This is a genomic window from Streptomyces sp. NPDC002144, from assembly GCF_053593695.1.
Genome location: NZ_JBSFDB010000010.1, coordinates 19,146 through 34,587 on the forward strand (window position 1 = coordinate 19,146; position 15,442 = coordinate 34,587).

Annotated in this window: 15 protein-coding genes; 7 read left to right on the plus strand and 8 right to left on the minus strand. The window is 72.0% G+C overall.

The genetic code is table 11. From position 1 onward, the window contains the following. The first annotated feature begins 77 nt into the window (after positions 1-77). Positions 78-848: a globin domain-containing protein gene (locus ACWCQ1_RS16825; protein ID WP_133048932.1), complete on the plus strand. Its 771-nt coding sequence runs from the start codon at positions 78-80 to the stop codon at positions 846-848. Here the strand turns inward: ACWCQ1_RS16825 and ACWCQ1_RS16830 are convergent. Then, the gene (locus tag ACWCQ1_RS16830) at positions 826-1,743 is read right to left on the minus strand and encodes a helix-turn-helix domain-containing protein (protein WP_133048933.1); all 918 of its coding nucleotides are present in this window, start codon (positions 1,741-1,743) and stop codon (positions 826-828) included. The genes ACWCQ1_RS16825 and ACWCQ1_RS16830 overlap by 23 nt on opposite strands. Before the next feature lie 178 nt (positions 1,744-1,921). Between ACWCQ1_RS16830 and ACWCQ1_RS16835 the strand changes: the two genes are divergently transcribed. Then, positions 1,922-2,962, plus strand: coding sequence for an NAD(P)-dependent alcohol dehydrogenase (locus ACWCQ1_RS16835; RefSeq protein ID WP_358594509.1), 1,041 nt, complete (start codon positions 1,922-1,924; stop codon positions 2,960-2,962). A gap of 75 nt (positions 2,963-3,037) precedes the next feature. Next, positions 3,038-3,250 (plus strand): hypothetical protein, encoded by a 213-nt coding sequence (locus ACWCQ1_RS16840; protein ID WP_451026797.1) that lies wholly within the window; start codon positions 3,038-3,040, stop codon positions 3,248-3,250. 497 nt (positions 3,251-3,747) lie between these two features. On the opposite strand, the gene ACWCQ1_RS16845 is transcribed toward ACWCQ1_RS16840, so the two are convergent. Next, positions 3,748-4,560, minus strand: a complete 813-nt coding sequence (locus tag ACWCQ1_RS16845; RefSeq protein ID WP_451026798.1) for a helix-turn-helix transcriptional regulator — start codon at positions 4,558-4,560, stop codon at positions 3,748-3,750. 93 nt (positions 4,561-4,653) lie between these two features. Here ACWCQ1_RS16845 and ACWCQ1_RS16850 point away from each other — a divergent pair, with 93 nt between their 5' ends. After that, positions 4,654-5,370, plus strand: coding sequence for an SDR family oxidoreductase (locus ACWCQ1_RS16850; protein WP_358594503.1), 717 nt, complete (start codon positions 4,654-4,656; stop codon positions 5,368-5,370). Positions 5,371-5,394: 24 nt separating this feature from the next. Here ACWCQ1_RS16850 and ACWCQ1_RS16855 read toward each other — a convergent pair whose 3' ends face one another. After that, entirely contained in the window at positions 5,395-6,501 is a 1,107-nt protein-coding gene (locus tag ACWCQ1_RS16855) for a serine hydrolase domain-containing protein (protein WP_358594500.1), read from the minus strand. Between the two features lie 179 nt (positions 6,502-6,680). On the opposite strand from ACWCQ1_RS16855, the gene ACWCQ1_RS16860 reads away from it, so the two are divergent. Further along, positions 6,681-8,198 carry a lysyl oxidase family protein gene (locus ACWCQ1_RS16860; protein WP_451026799.1) on the plus strand — a complete coding sequence of 506 codons (1,518 nt, stop codon included), beginning with the start codon at positions 6,681-6,683 and terminating at the stop codon, positions 8,196-8,198. 204 nt (positions 8,199-8,402) lie between these two features. Here the strand turns inward: ACWCQ1_RS16860 and ACWCQ1_RS16865 are convergent, their stop codons facing one another. Further along, positions 8,403-8,996 (minus strand): DUF4291 domain-containing protein, encoded by a 594-nt coding sequence (locus tag ACWCQ1_RS16865; RefSeq protein ID WP_451026878.1) that lies wholly within the window; start codon positions 8,994-8,996, stop codon positions 8,403-8,405. A gap of 115 nt (positions 8,997-9,111) precedes the next feature. Beyond that, entirely contained in the window at positions 9,112-10,230 is a 1,119-nt protein-coding gene (locus ACWCQ1_RS16870) for a hypothetical protein (protein ID WP_451026800.1), read from the minus strand. Between the two features lie 173 nt (positions 10,231-10,403). Between ACWCQ1_RS16870 and ACWCQ1_RS16875 the strand changes: the two genes are divergently transcribed. Then, positions 10,404-11,558: a cystathionine gamma-synthase gene (locus ACWCQ1_RS16875; protein ID WP_451026801.1), complete on the plus strand. Its 1,155-nt coding sequence runs from the start codon at positions 10,404-10,406 to the stop codon at positions 11,556-11,558. 13 nt (positions 11,559-11,571) lie between these two features. On the opposite strand, the gene ACWCQ1_RS16880 is transcribed toward ACWCQ1_RS16875, so the two are convergent. The 3 genes from ACWCQ1_RS16880 to ACWCQ1_RS16890 all read right to left on the minus strand — a co-directional run bounded on the left by ACWCQ1_RS16880 (position 11,572) and on the right by ACWCQ1_RS16890 (position 14,008). Further along, the gene (locus tag ACWCQ1_RS16880) at positions 11,572-11,820 is read right to left on the minus strand and encodes a hypothetical protein (protein ID WP_451026802.1); all 249 of its coding nucleotides are present in this window, start codon (positions 11,818-11,820) and stop codon (positions 11,572-11,574) included. Positions 11,821-11,917: 97 nt separating this feature from the next. Beyond that, positions 11,918-12,421: a sigma factor-like helix-turn-helix DNA-binding protein gene (locus ACWCQ1_RS16885; protein ID WP_133048943.1), complete on the minus strand. Its 504-nt coding sequence runs from the start codon at positions 12,419-12,421 to the stop codon at positions 11,918-11,920. A 1,080-nt stretch (positions 12,422-13,501) separates the two neighbouring features. After that, on the minus strand, positions 13,502-14,008 hold the full coding sequence (locus ACWCQ1_RS16890; protein ID WP_133049000.1) for a MarR family winged helix-turn-helix transcriptional regulator: 507 nt from the start codon (positions 14,006-14,008) through the stop codon (positions 13,502-13,504). A 163-nt stretch (positions 14,009-14,171) separates the two neighbouring features. On the opposite strand from ACWCQ1_RS16890, the gene ilvA reads away from it, so the two are divergent. Continuing rightward, the gene (gene ilvA / locus ACWCQ1_RS16895; RefSeq protein ID WP_133048944.1) at positions 14,172-15,401 is read left to right on the plus strand and encodes a threonine ammonia-lyase; all 1,230 of its coding nucleotides are present in this window, start codon (positions 14,172-14,174) and stop codon (positions 15,399-15,401) included. Positions 15,402-15,442: the final 41 nt, after the last annotated feature.

A 15,442-nucleotide genomic window follows, 5' to 3' on the forward strand; every position in this document is an offset into this window, starting at 1 on the left:
GCGAGGCGAGTGAGCCGTCAGCGAAAGCCCCGCCGGAGGTGCAGCCTCCGGCGGGGCTTCCGTGTTTCCGTGAACCCATGACAACCGAGACCGTCGAATACATCCGGTACCGCATCCCGGAGGACCGCTCGGCCGAGTTCCTGGCCGCCTACACCCGCGCCGCCGGCCGGCTGGCCGAGGCACCGCAGTGCGTCGACTACGAACTGGCGCGCTGCGAGGAGGACTTCGAGCACTACGTCCTGCGCATCACCTGGACCTCGACGCAGGACCATATGGAGGGCTTCCGCGACTCGGAGCTGTTCCCGGAGTTCCTGGCGGAGATCCAGCCGTACGTCGGCCACATCGAGGAGATGCGCCACTACAAGCCGACGACGGTCCGGGGGAGGGGCGCGTCGGTGCCGTCGTTGTACGCCTGGGCGGGCGGCGCGGAGGCCTTCTCCCGCCTCACGACGGCGTTCTACGACCGGGTCCTCAAGGACGACCTGCTGGCCCCGCTCTTCGCCGACCTCGCCCCCGACCACGCCGAGCACGTCGCCCTCTGGCTCGCCGAGGTCTTCGGCGGCCCGCCCGCCTACTCCGTCACCCAGGGCGGCCACGGCCACATGGTCGCCAAGCACTTCGCCAAGAACATCACCGAGCCGCAACGCCGCCGCTGGGTCAACCTCATCCAGGACGCGGCGGACGAAGCGGGCCTGCCCACCGACGCGGAGTTCCGCTCGGCGTTCCTCGCCTACATCGAGTGGGGGACGAGGCTGGCGCTGTACTTCTCCGGCCCCGAGGCCAAACCCCCGGCGGAGCAGCCGGTGCCCAGGTGGGGGTGGGGGGTCATGCCGCCGTATCGGGGCTGACCCGCCCCGCGCGGGTCGCGTCCGCGCCCCAACTGGCCAGGAGCCGCAGAGCCTCCGCCGAGGGGGAACCCGGTTCCGCGTGGTACACCGTCATCGCCTGTCCGTCGTCGTCGGCCAGCCGGAAGGACTGGTAGTTGAGCGTCAGATCGCCCACCAGCGGATGCCGCAGCCGCTTGACGCCGTAACTCTTCTCCCGGACGTCGTGCGTGGCCCACAGCCGCCGGAACTCCTCGCTCTTGACGGAGAGTTCGCCCACCAGCGCGGACAGCCGCGGATCGTCGGGGTAGCAGCCCGCCTCCATGCGCAGGAAGCTGACGATGTCGCTCGCCTTCTGCTCCCACTCCACGAACAGATCGCGGTACTCGGGCGTCAGGAACACCAGCCGCGCCCAGTTCCGCTGCTGGGCCGGCAGCTCCCCCCAGTCGCCGAAGACGGCCGCGGCCATCCGGTTCCAGGCGAGGATGTCCCCGCGCCGCCCCCCGATGTACGCCGGCACCCCGTCCATCGTGTCCAGCAGCTGGCGCAGCGCGCCCCGCACCTGCTCGGTCCGGGCCGCGGGCTTCTTCTTGTGCTGCTTCGGCTTGGCCAGGTGCGTGAGGTGGTTGTGCTCGGCGTCGCTCAGCCGCAGCGCCCGCGCGATCGAGTCCAGCACCTCCGCCGACACGTTCCGCCCGTTGCCCTGCTCGAGCCGGGTGTAGTACGCCACGGAGACCCCGGCGAGCTGCGCCAGCTCCTCGCGTCTGAGCCCGGGCACCCGCCGGTGCCGGCCGAAGTCCGGCAGCCCCACGTCCTCCGGCTTCAGCCGGGCCCGCCGGGTGCGCAGGAATTCACTGAGCTCGGCACGCCGGTCCAGGGCGCCGCCGGCCCCCTGTGCGGCCTCGGGCTGTTCGTCCATACGGCAAGTATTCACGGTCGTACGCCCAGCAGCCTGACCCCGCCAGTGGTAGGAACGCCGGACGTATGCAGAACCGTGGCCTGGGTGGATCCGCCGGGGCGGGGCATGCTGATCACCGTGCCCGGACGGAACGACAGAAGGCAGCCGGGCGCGAACCCCCGCTTAGGAGAATCCCGGCATGACCACCGTTGCCGCATACGCCGCCCCCGCGGCGAAGGCTCCCCTGGAGCGCACCACCATCGAGCGCCGCGAGGTCGGTGAGTTCGATGTGCTGATCGACATCAAGTTCGCCGGTATCTGCCACTCCGACATCCACCAGGCCAGTGAGGGCTGGGGCGAGGCCATCTTCCCGATGGTCCCCGGTCACGAGATCGCGGGCGTCGTCTCCGCAGTGGGCTCCGGCGTCACCCGGCACCAGGTCGGCGACCGCGTGGGCGTCGGCTGTCTGGTCGACTCCTGCCGCGAGTGCGAGAACTGCCAGGCCGGCCTGGAGCAGTACTGCCTCAAGGGCGGCGTCGGCACGTACAACGCGATCGGCAAGGACGGCGAGCCCACCTACGGCGGCTACTCCGAGAAGATCGTCGTCGACGAGAACTACGTCGTCCGCATCCCCGACGGCCTTTCCCTCGACGTCGCCGCCCCGCTGCTGTGCGCCGGCATCACCACCTACTCGCCCCTGCGCCACTGGAACGCCGGCCCCGGCAAGAAGGTCGCGATCCTCGGCATGGGCGGCCTCGGCCACATGGGCGTCAAGATCGCGCACGCGCTGGGCGCCGAGGTCACGGTGCTCTCGCAGTCCCTGCGCAAGAAGGACGACGGGCTGAAGCTGGGCGCCGACCACTACTACGCGACCAGCGACGAGCAGACCTTCAAGGACCTCAAGGGCACCTTCGACCTGATCCTCTCCACGGTCTCGGCCCCGCTGAACCTGGACGCCTTCCTGTCCCTGCTCAAGACGGACGGCGCCTTCGTGAACGTGGGCGCGCCCGAGGAGCCCGTCAAGCTCAACCTGTTCTCGGTGATCAGCGGCCGCAAGACCCTCGCCGGCTCCGGCATCGGCGGCATCCAGGAGACCCAGGAGATGCTGGACTTCTGCGCCGAGCACGGCTTCGGCGCCGAGATCGAGCTGATCCGCGCGGACGAGATCAACGAGGCGTACGAGCGGGTGCTCTCCAGCGACGTCCGCTACCGCTTCGTGATCGACACGTCAACGATCTGACCTGAGTCCCGCTCCCCCCGTACGGTCTCCTGTGGGCCGGGGGAGCGGTCCAGCAACGGCAGTCGAGAGGCGCGGATGAAGCGGCGGCCCGGCCGCGACGACGTCAACGAGACGAAGCCGCCCGGTCGCCGCCGCTCCGTCGCGGCGGCGGCGAGCACGCCCTCGACGGCCGTGCGCCCGACCGCCTGCGGCCGGCCCGAGAGCGGCCCCGGCCAGCAATTCGGGCTTGATCCGCCCTACATGCCCGTCGGCTGTCGGCCGGGGGAGTGGCCCCGCAACGGCAGTTGAGAGGCGTGGGTGAGGCGGCGGGCGGGTTGCGGTGACGTCGACGAGGCGAAGCCGCCCGGTCGCCGCCGCTCCGTCGTCGCGGTGGCGAGCAAGGCTCCGACGGCAGTGCGCCCGAACTGTCCTCGGTCGGACCGAGAGCGGCCCCGGGCACGATCCGCCCTCCATGCCCGTCTCCTGTCGGCCGGGGTGCGGCCCAGCAAAGGCAGTTGAGGGGCGTGGGTGAGGCGGCGGGCGGGTTGCGGTGACGTCGACGAGGCGAAGCCGACCGGTCGCCGCCGCTTCGTCGTCGCGGTGGCGAGCACGACCCGACTGCCGCGCGCCCGAACCGCCTCCCGCCGGCCCGAGAGCGGCCCCCGGCCAGGACCCCGGGCACGATCCGCGGCGCCCGGGACTCCGTGACCTCCGGGCTGCTCGGGCTGCCCGGGCCGATCCGGTGTCGGGCGTCCGGGGGCCCTCCCCCCTGCACGCCGTAGGCACGACGGCTCTCGCCACTCCGGTCAGTGGGCCACGTGCGTGAGGTGGCGCAGGGCGCGGGCGGACGGGGTGCCCGGGTCTGCCGTGATCAGGACGACCTCCTGGTCGTCCTCGGGGACGAGCAGGACGTCGCAGTTGAGGTGGAGGCGGCCCACGGCCGGGTGGTCGACGGTCTTGGTGCGGTGGCCGGGCGCGTGGACCGGCCGGTCCTCCCACAACGCCCGGAACTCCGCGCTGCCGGCCCGCAGTCGGGCCAGCTGGGCGGCGAGCCCGGGGTCGTGCGGATACCGGTCCGCGGCCCTGCGCAGCCGTGCCACCACGATGGGCCCGAACTCCTCCGCGCTGGAACTGTCGTACATCCGCCCCTCGCCCAGGAAGCGCCGCCGGGCCAGGTTCGTCGTCCCGCGACCGAGGTCACCGCCGAACACCGCCTGCGCCAAAGGATTCCAGGCGACGAGCCCGTACGCCGCGTCGGTCACGATCGCCGCCGTCTCCGGCAGCCGCTCCAGCATCCGCGCCACATGCGGCCGTACGCTCCGCACCGGACCGGCACCCGGCGGCGCCGCCGACCCGGCCAGGCGGAAGAGATGGTCGCGCTCGGCGGGACTGAGCCGCAGCGCCTCCGCGAGCCCGTCCAGGATCCGCGCCGACGGCCGGGGCCCACGGGCCTGTTCGAGCCGTACGTAGTAGTCGACCGACATATGGGCCAGCTCCGCCAGCTCCTCGCGCCGCAGCCCCGGAGTGCGGCGCGGCACACCGTCCGGCAGCCCCACGTCCCGCGGCCGCAGCCCCGCGCGCCGCTCCCGCAGGAACCGCGCCAACTCCTGCCTCGGCACCCGCCCACCTTCCTTTGGCGAACCCCGGCCCGCCCACTGCCTGGTACAGGTCGTCCCTGGCAGACCGGTACCCGCCGGAGGACCGTGGTCGACATGAACGATCGCACCGCACTCGTCACGGGTGCCAACAAGGGAATCGGCCGCCATATTGCCGGGCGGCTCGCGGCCGAGGGTTTCACCGTGTACGTGGGCGCGCGGGACTCCGGGCGCGGCCGGCGGGCCGTCGAGGAGATCGGCGACCGGGCCCGTCCGCTGGTCCTCGACGTCACCGACCCCGCCTCCGTCACCAAGGCCGCCGCACAGGTGGAGCACCTGGACGTCCTGGTCAACAACGCGGGCATCAACCCCTCCCTCGCCCCACCGACCGAGTCGAGCGCGGAGGAGTTCCGCCGTGCCTACGAGACGAATGTGATCGGCGTCCTGGAGGTGACCAACGCCTTCCTGCCGGCCCTGCGCCGCTCTGCGCACCCGCGCATCGTCAACGTCTCCAGCGGCACGTCCTCACTGACCTGGAGCACCCACCCCAACCCCCAGTTCACGCCGGGCCGTCCGGGCTCCGCCGCCTACCGAGCCTCCAAGTCCGCCCTCAACCTCCTGACCCTGCTCCACGCCCAGGAACTCGCCGAGGACGGCTTCAAGGTCAACGCCCTCGCCCCCGGCCTGCGCGCCACCGACCTGCTACCGGGCGCGAAGGCCGTGGGCGGCGACCCGGCGGAGGGCGCCGAGGGGGCCGTACGCCTGGCACTGCTGCCCGACGACGGGCCGACGGGCCGGCTCTTCTCCTGGGACGGGACGCCGGTGCCGTGGTGAGGCCGGCGGGCTGCCCCGTCCGGCTCAGGCCCGCAGCCCCTGCACCCCGTCGTACGCGGACATGACGATCTCCAGCCCCCGGTTGTCGTCACCGGGTTCACGCATCTGGTTGGTCACGTAGGCGACCACCATCCGCGCCTCGGGGTCGATCATGACGAGGGAGCCGCCCCAGCCGCCCCATCCGTAGGTACCGCCGAACAGCCCGTACCCCAGACCCCACCGCATCGGCATGCCCAGGCGCAGGTCGTCGCCGCTGAACTGCTCCCGCACCGCGCGCTCGCACCCCGCGGGCGACAGCACCCGCACCCCGTCCACGGTCCCCGCGCAGGCCAGTACCGACTGGACGAGGGCGACCGAGCGGGCGTTGCCGAAGCCGCTCGCCGCGGGGATCTGCGCCCGCCGCCAGGCCAGGCTGTTGCCGTCCCGGAGCCGGATCGCGGTCGCGGCGGCGGGCACCTCGGGCCCGCCCGCCGCGCTCGCCGCGTAGTCCTCGTCCCGCGACGGCGGCGGAACGGCCGGGGCCACGCGGTGATCGTGCTCGGGGCCGAGCCCGAGGTGGAAGTCCGCGCCCAGCGGCCCGGCGATCTCCTCGGCGAAGAACTCGCCCACGCTCCGGCCGCTGACCCGCCGGATCACCTCCCCCACCAGGAACCCCTGGGTGAGCGAGTGGTACCCGGCCGCGCTGCCCGGCTCCCACAGCGGAGCCTGCGCGGCGAGACGGGCGGTGGCGGCCGGCCAGTCGTAGAGCTCCTCGACCGGCCCCTCCCAGTCGGGCAGCCCGGCGGTGTGCGACAGCAGGTGCCGTACCAGCACACCCTCCTTGCCGGCCGCGGCGAACTCCGGCCAGTACCGGGCCACCGGCGCGTCCACATCCAACTCGCCGCGGTCCGCGAGGACCAGTGCGCACAGCGCCGTCATCGTCTTGGTCACCGAGAAGACGCCGACGAGGGTGTCCCGCCCCCACGGCACGGTTCGCTCCTTGTCGGCGAACCCGCCCCACACGTCCACCACGGGCTCACCGTCCACGAAGACGGCCACCGAGCCGCCCGTGTCCCCGGCGTCCAGCAGCGCGCCCAGCGCGTTGGGGACCGCGGTGAACAGATCGTCGTACGAGCCCTCGATGTCGGCCATGGGTGGCATTAGCCCGCATGTACGGGTGCGGCGGCAACCGAATTAGTGGGGAGGTGATTTCCGGTCGTCAGGCAACCTCGGCCGACTTCTCACCCTTTTCACAGATGGCACACAAGTACTTCCTGACGTGCCTGCACCACGTGCACCACTCGTCCCGACCAGACGCAGAGAGAGCACTCATGACCAGACACCACCCCACGGCCTTACGGCGTTCGGCGCTCATCGCCGCCGCAGCCCTCACCGTCGGCACCGCCGCGACCCTCGCGGCGCCCGGCGCGGGAGCGGCGACACAGCCGGGCACACCGAAGCTCGACCTCATCGCCGCTTCCACCTCGGTGACCCTGGACCGGTACCAGGGAGAAGCCGGCGTCTACCTGAATCTCGGCACCTATGTGACGGTCGACGGGGGACCGCTCGAGATGCGGGTGACGCGAAAGTCCTACAACGACCCGATCGTCGCCTCTCAGGTGATCCACTCCGGTGGCCGGACCGTGACCAAGACCCTGCCGAAGGACCTGGTGAAGGACTTCTCGGGCCTGCCGGACTTCCTCAAGGTCAGCATCAGCGACGCGTCGGGCGCGAAGGTGGTCGACACCACGCAGTCGTTCTGCCCGAACAACCGGGCCGGCCGCATCCGTCCGGACGCCCCGGCCACCTCGAACTACCCCGAGAGCTGCTCCGACAACCCGTTCACGCTCGGCGGCGTGTGGGGTGTCGAGAAGGGCTGGGCCGCGGCCACGTCCCAGGGCTTCCGCGAGGGTGACACGGTCGACCTCTCGGCCGGTGTGTACACCGCGAAGGTGTCGGTGGCGAAGAAGTACCGCGACCTGTTCGGGATGCCGGACAAGACCCAGACCATCAAGGTGACGGTCCGTCAGGACTCCGGTGGTGGCCATGGGTTGAGGGGCGCCGGGCGCGGGCGGAAGAATGCCTCGAAGAGCCCTCAGCCGGCCGCGCATCGCCCGGTCGGCAGGGCGACCGTCCCCGCGGACGCGCCCAAGCCGGACCTGCGCGCCCTCCCGGCGTACGGCATCGCGATCACCAACGGGGACGAGGGCGGAGTGGGCGCCGCTCCCGGCAAGGACTACCTCGCCTTCAGCGCGACCGTCTGGAACGGCGGCCCCTCCCCGCTGGTCGTGGACGGGTTCCGCAAGCCCGGCGCGGAGAAGATGGACGCCTACCAGTACTTCTACGACGCCAAGGGCAAGCAGGTCGGCTACACGCCCACCGGCACCATGGAGTGGGACCCGCGGGACGGTCACCAGCACTGGCACTTCAGCGACTTCGCCAGCTACCGGCTGCTCGGCGCGGACAAGAGGGAGATCGTCCGCAGCGGCAAGGAGGCCTTCTGCCTCGCCAACACCGACGCCATCGACTACACGGTGAAGAACGCCAACTGGCACCCGTACAACACCGACCTCGCCACCGCCTGCGGCGAGGAGACCGCCGTGTCCGTGCGTGAGGTGCTCGACGTCGGCAACGGCGACACCTACAGCCAGTACCGGCCCGGTCAGTCCTTCGACGTCTCCGACCTGCCGAACGGCACCTACTACATCCAGGTCATCGCCAACCCGGACAACCGGCTCAAGGAGCAGAGCACGGCCAACAACATCACCTACCGCAAGGTCGTCCTCGGCGGCACGCCGGGAGCCCGCACGGTGACGGTCCCGAAGTACGGCCTCATCGACGCTCCCTGACAACCTGGCGGGCGGAGCCCAACGTCTCCGCCCGCCGGGCGCCAGATTCGGTCAGGTCACGTCGGCCACATCGATTCCGTCCATGTCGGAGGCACTAAGGATCTTGCTGCGCCCAGGAGTCGTCGCGCTTCATCCGTTACTCGATGCTCCGGCCGACCGATTGTGGCTGCGGCGATCCCGACACGATCGTCGGGGTGCGGTCTGTCATCCCAGCAAGTGGGCGAGGGACAGGTCTTCGACCGGATAGACATGTTCCCGGGGCAGGCGTCCGGCCGCCGAGTCCAGGTCCCCGTCGCGGACGAGGGCCTGGATCTCGTGCGCGAGTGGGGTGACGTCGCGGATGGCGACCGTCCATTCGTCCGCGTAGCGTCGCGCGGCCTCACCGGTGAGGCCGAGTTGCAGCGATCGGTACGGCAAGGGCCGCAGGCGCAGGTCCCGCTCCGGGTCCCACTGCACGCGAGCGGGCGCACGCTTCAACTGACGCTGCCAGTCGGCTCGGTCGGGATGCACCCCGCGGACGTAGTTCGACAGGCACGCGTTGCGCAGCGCCCAGTCAAAGCCGTCGCGGCTGATCTCGACTGCCAGGACGGTCGTCTGCCCCTCCTTGGCGGCCCAGCCGCAGCGGTACATCATCCACAGGAAGGACGGCTTGATCCATGTCATCCTGTCCCGTTTCCACGCCGCGGGAAACCGGCCTTCCTCGACGGCGGGCAGGCCGATTTCCGGAGCGTATGCCTGGTACACCGTGATCGTGGTCGCGGTGTGCAGCGCGCGGATCCTGTGTTGCGGTTCATCCATGGCGGACAGCGTGCCGCCCGTCGGTCCCTGCCGGCCATTCATTTCCGGATCCGACCGCGGGCCGTCTCGACCGGGTCACCCAACTCGGGTCGGAATTCCGAAGCTCCCGCACGGGTCACTGGGGCAGCGTCGCCGGGCTGCCGCCGTTCGCCTCGTAGCCCGCCACCGCCAGTGCCCGGTACACCGCGAACTCCGCCGCCGGGTCGGCGGCCAGGGTCCAGGGGAGGGCTCCGATGTGGCCGTCGATGTGTATGAGCTGGTTCATCGCCTCGGACCAGCGCTCCGCGCGGACCAGGAAGAAGACCAGCAGATGGCGTACGTGCGCGAGCATCGGGTCGTCCGGGCGGGCCGAGTGGACGGCGTGCAGCGCTCCGTGGATCGCCTTCGTGACGACCTCGCTCTGGTAGAAGCCGCTGACCAGGTTCACCTCGGGCAGGTGCTCGAAGACCGCGAACAGCGGCATGGCGGCCAGCAGCGAGCCCTGCGGCGCTCTCGCCGCCGCGGCCTCGGCGAAGGAGTACGCCAGCTGCCGCGAGCCGTGCCACTTCTCGCACCAGTAGTGCAGCGCGGCCAGATGCGCGCCCATGTGCGCCGGGGCGCGGTCCAGGATCTTCAGCCACAGCTGCTCGAACTCCGGCCGCGGATAGGCCAGTCCGCGCGCCACCGACAGCTCGACGATGTACGGGACCGGGTCGCCGGGTGCGAGCAGCGCCGCGTCGCCGCAGGCCGCCCTCGCCTCCTCCATGATGATCCGGAACTCGTCCGTGCCCCGCGTCGCCGTCCGCCACGCCTGCTGCGCCAGGAACTCCGCGTGTACGGCCGCCCCGCCCGCGTCCTTGGGATGCTCGGCCCGCCACACCCGCAGCCACTGCCCGCCCGGCGTCTCGCTGACCCCGCCCGGCCGCTGCTGCAGCTCCAGCGACGCGGCGCCCGCGAAGGCCTGCACGCGCTGCCAGCGCAGCTCGCCCTCCGCCTCGGTGCCTGCGAGCAGCTGGGAGGCGGCGCGGTAGTCCTGTGTGCGCTGCACCAGGTCCAGGACGTCCAGCAGGTCCTGGTCGGGGCCGGGCATGCGGACGTCCAGCTCCTCCTCGCGTACGAAGCCGTAGTTCGCGGGGTCCGCGGCGTCCGGGTGGCCCGGCGGGACCTGCTCGATCATGCCCCGGCGACGCCGCATGACCGGGAGCAGCACGAAGCCGAGCATGACCAGCGCGATCAGGACCCAGAGAATTTCCATGCCTCAAGCGTTCCAGACGCCTCGGACAATTGGCCAACCCGCTCGGCGCACCTGTGGAAAACTCCCCGGACCGGTGTCCGGCCGGCCCTGGGACCGAGGGAAATCCCGACCGTGGGACCCCTCCGGCCTCGGCGTCCGTCACTCGCCCCGCGAGCGCACTACCCTCGGTGCCCATGAGCGACAGGCACATCAGTCAGCACTTCGAGACCCTCGCGATCCACGCGGGCAACACTGCCGATCCCCTCACCGGCGCCGTCGTCCCGCCGATCTACCAGGTATCGACCTACAAGCAGGACGGCGTGGGCGGCCTGCGCGGCGGCTACGAGTACAGCCGTAGCGCCAACCCGACCAGGACCGCCCTGGAGGAGAACCTCGCCGCCCTCGAGGGTGGTCGCCGAGGTCTCGCGTTCGCGTCCGGACTGGCGGCCGAGGACTGCCTGTTGCGTACGCTGCTCAGCCCCGGCGACCACGTGGTCATCCCCAACGACGCGTACGGCGGCACGTTCCGGCTGTTCGCGAAGGTCGTCGCCCGGTGGGGGGTGGAGTGGTCGGTCGCCGACACCAGCGATCCGTCCGCCGTACGGGCCGCCATCACCCCGAAGACCAAGGCCGTGTGGGTGGAGACCCCCTCCAACCCGCTGCTCGGCATCACCGACATCGCCGCCCTCGCCCACGTCGCCCGTGACGCGGGCGCCAAACTGGTCGTGGACAACACCTTCGCCACGCCGTACCTGCAGCAGCCGCTGGCGCTCGGCGCGGACGTCGTCGTGCACTCCCTGACCAAGTACATGGGCGGCCACTCGGACGTCGTCGGCGGTGCGCTGGTCGTCGCCGACGAGACGCTCGGCGAGGAGCTGGCGTACCACCAGAACGCGATGGGCGCGGTCGCCGGGCCCTTCGACTCCTGGCTGGTGCTGCGCGGCGCCAAGACGCTGTCCGTGCGGATGGACCGGCACAGCGAGAACGCCGGCAGGGTCGCCGACATGCTGACCCGGCACGCGCGCGTGACGCACGTGCTCTACCCGGGTCTGCCCGAGCACCCCGGCCACGAGGTCGCCGCCAAGCAGATGCGGTCCTTCGGCGGCATGGTGTCGTTCCGGGTGGCCGGCGGCGAGGAGGCGGCCGTCGAGGTCTGCAACCGCGCCAAGGTGTTCACGCTCGGCGAGTCCCTGGGCGGCGTCGAGTCCTTGATCGAGCACCCCGGACGCATGACGCACGCGTCCGTGGCCGGCTCGGCCCTCGAGGTGCCCGCCGACCTCGTCCGCCTCTCCGTGGGCATCGAGAACGTGGACGATCTCCTGGAGGACCTGCAGCAGGCCCTCGGCTAGCCGCCCGCGCGGCTCACCAGCCCGTGTACGGGGGAGTCGTCTGCGAGGGCGGCTCCACCCACGGGCGGGCCATCATGGCCCACACGAAGAACGCCACGGCCACGGCGCACAGCAGCAGCCACAGCGTCCGGCGGACCATCCTCCTGCGGCGCACCATACGGGCGCCCCGGCGCATGACCTCCGCGTACAGGTCCGGCGGCACGGGCGGCGGAGCCTGCTCCATGATCCGCCGCACGGTGGCTTCCCGCTCGGTCCGGTTCACCGGTGCCACCCCCGTTCACCCGGGCCGCTCCGCGCGCGTACGGCCGCCACGCCGGCGTCACCCGCGCGTGCGCTCCTCATCCCGCCATCGCGGCGCCTCATGACGGTGCCACCTTCGCCCCCACCACGGCCGGGGCGGGACTCCGCGGAGGTTGCAGCAGCGTGGTCGTCGCCCGGTCGCAGATAGCGCGGACCCGTTCCACCGGCAGGCCCAGGAGGGCCGCCGTCTGTTCCTCGGCGACGCCCTCGTAGAGGCGCAGGACCAGGATCAGGCGTTCCTGCGGTGCGAGCGTGGCCAGGGCGGCGCCGGGGTGGGTCCGGGCGCGGCCCAGACCGCCGTACTGGTGCCAGGCCGCGCGGGCGAAGCGGGTGGCCAGGTACTGGCGGGCGCGGTCGTACGGGTCCTCGCCGCGCAGCCGGTTCCAGGAGATGTACGTGTGGGCGAGGGCCAGCGTCAGCAGGCGCCGCGCGCGCGGGTTGTCGTCCGGGGCCTCCGCCGTGAGCAGCGTGGCGGCATGCAGCAGCCGCCCTGCCGCGCCCGCGACGAACGCCTCGAACTCCCGGGCCCGGCGGGCGCCCTGCAACGCCTGCCGTTGTCGCACCGCGCCTCCCGCCCTGACGCGACCTTGCGGAACCGGGGCCCGGCCGCGTACGGCATCCGGAACCGTGTACGACGGGCCCGGTCTCATATGAGGCCAGAGGTGGCCCCACGGTCAAGAGCCGCGCGACAACCACAACACGCCCGGCTCCCCAACCAACACACGCGCGGCCCCCGACGCACCCACGAACGCGCACGAGCCGCCGACGCACCCACGGCACGCGCACCAGCCGCCGACGCGCCGAACGACACGCGCACCAGCCCCCGACGTGCCCACGGCACGCGCGGCAGCCGCCGACGCACTCACGGCACGCGCATCAGCCCCCGACGCGCCCACGGCACGCGCGGTCACGGCATGCGCGCTAGCCGCCGACGCGCCCGCGCACGCTCGGAGCCCCTGGCGTACCCGCAGGTCCGCGGAGCCCCCGACGCCCCCATCCACACGCGCGCGCAGCAGCCGCGATAGCAACCATCATCGCGTGGGCGGCGCGGCGCGATGCGTTTATGCACGCGGGAAGAAGCTGACAACGCGCTCGGAGCCCGCGAAGCTCCCGCGTGCAGCGAAAGCAGCCACCGGCACGGCCACGCACGCTGGGAGCCGCTGGCGTACCCGCACATCTGCGGAGCCCCCAACGCCCCCACCCACACACGCGCAGTAGTCGCGAAAGCAGCCATCATGGCGTGGGCGGAGCAGTGCGACGCGCTCTGCACGTGCGAAGCAACTGCCGACGGGCCCGGAGCCCGCGAAGCCCCAGCGCGCGGCGAAAGCAGCCAACGGCACGGCCCCACGCACCCTCCGGAGCCCAGAGACGCACCCTCGCACCCTCGGAGCCCCCGATGCAGCCAGGTGCGCGGAGGCCCCCGACGCATCCACGCACGTGTGCGGCCCCCCGACGTCATACGTCCGCGCGGAGCCCCCGAGGCTTCAACACGGGCGGCCCCCCGACGCACCCACACGCGCGTGCAGTCCCGACACACGTGCGTGAGGCGCCGCGCGCGAAACCGCCACGCCCCTACCCCCGCACGCGTGAAGCGCCACGCCCCCACCCCCGTACGCGCCCCCCGTCACACGCGTGCCGAGGGTCTACGAAGGGGACGACGACTCCGGGCCCGGGACGCCCTGGGCCGTCATTCGGGCGGACAGGGCCGTGTTGAAGCGGGTCAGGAGCGCGCAGAACGCCTCGCGCTCCTCCTGCTCCCAGTCCTGGGTCAACTCCGCCATCAACTGTCGCCTGGAGGAGCGCACTTCCTCCAGCCGGGAGAGCCCGCGCGGGGAGAGCTGGAGCACCACCGCGCGCCCGTCCTCGGGGTGCGAGGTGCGCTTGACGAGCCCGGTGTCCACGAGCGGCGCCACCTGCCGGGTGACCGTCGAGGAGTCGATGCCCATGCTGGCGGCGAGCGCCTTGACGCCCATCGGACCTTCCTTGTCCAGGCGGTTGAGCAGCAGGTATGCGGCGCGGTCCATGGAGTTGCGCACCTGCCCGACCCCCCCGAGCCGGGTCTGTTCGGCACGTCGGGCGAAGACCGCCACCTCGTGCTGCAGCGTGTCGAGGAGACCGCTGTCACCGACGGTCGTCATGTCCATCGACATTTCGGGTGTTGTGGGCATGGCCGGAGGCTCGCTTCATGAAAGTGGTCTGTGAATGGGGGACAGAGTACGCGGCCGGAAGGCGGGCCGTACCGGCGCTGCGCAAACCAGTCTCGGAGGTTGGTCACACCGGTCGCGGGACCCTGTGAACTGCGATGCTTGAGTCATGAGCTACAGCACGGCTGACTCCTTGCGGCACGTGACCCTCGACGACGTTCGGGGCGCCCAGAAGATGCTCTCGGGCGTGGCACGGGTGACGGCGATGGAGGGCAGCAGGCATCTGTCCCAGCTGGTCGGCGCGCCGGTGCACTTCAAGTGCGAGAACCTCCAGCGGACGGGCTCCTTCAAGCTGCGCGGCGCGTACGTCCGGATCGCCGGGCTGCTGCCGGAGGAGCGGGCCGCCGGGGTGGTCGCGGCGAGCGCCGGCAACCACGCGCAGGGCGTCGCCCTCGCGTCCTCCCTGCTCGGCGTGCGGGCGACGGTGTTCATGCCGCGGGGCGCCCCGCTGCCGAAGATCAGCGCCACGCGCGAGTACGGCGCCGAGGTGCGCCTGCACGGGCAGGTGGTCGACGAGACGCTGGCCGCCGCGCAGGCGTACGCGGCCGAGACGGGCGCGGTGTTCATCCACCCCTTCGACCACCCCGACATCATCGCCGGCCAGGGCACGGTCGGCCTGGAGATCCTGGAGCAGTGCCCGGAGGTGCGGACCGTCGTCGTCGGCATCGGCGGCGGAGGCCTCGCGGCCGGTATCGCGGTCGCGGTGAAGGCCCTGCGGCCGGACGTGCGGATCGTGGGCGTGCAGGCGCAGGGCGCGGCGGCCTATCCGCCCTCGCTGACGGCCGGGCGCCCGGTGCCGGTCGAGAACCCGGTGACGATGGCCGACGGGATCAAGGTCGGGCGGCCCGGGGACGTGCCGTTCGGGATCGTCCAGGAGCTGGTGGACGAGGTCCGCACGGTCAGCGAGGACCAGCTCGCCGCCGCGCTGCTGCTGTGCCTGGAGCGGGCCAAGCTGGTCGTCGAACCGGCCGGCGCGAGCCCGGTCGCCGCCCTGCTGAGCGAGCCCGGCTCCTTCGCGGGCCCGGTCGTCGCGGTGCTGTCCGGCGGGAACGTGGACCCGGTGCTGATGCAGCGCGTGCTGCGGCACGGCATGTCGGCGCAGGGCCGCTACCTGGCCGTACGGCTGCGGCTGACGGACCGGCCGGGGGCGCTCGCGACGCTTCTCGGGGTGTTGTCAGTGGTGGACGCTAACGTGCTCGATGTGAGTCACGTACGGACCGATCCACGGCTCGGGCTCACGGAGGCGGAGGTCGAGCTGCACCTGGAGACGAAGGGGCCGGAGCACTGCGCCGAGGTCGGCCGGGCGCTGCGCGAGGCCGGTTACACGGTCATCGGCTGAGGCTGAGGGCGGGTCACGCCGTCTTCCGCTGAGGTTCTCGA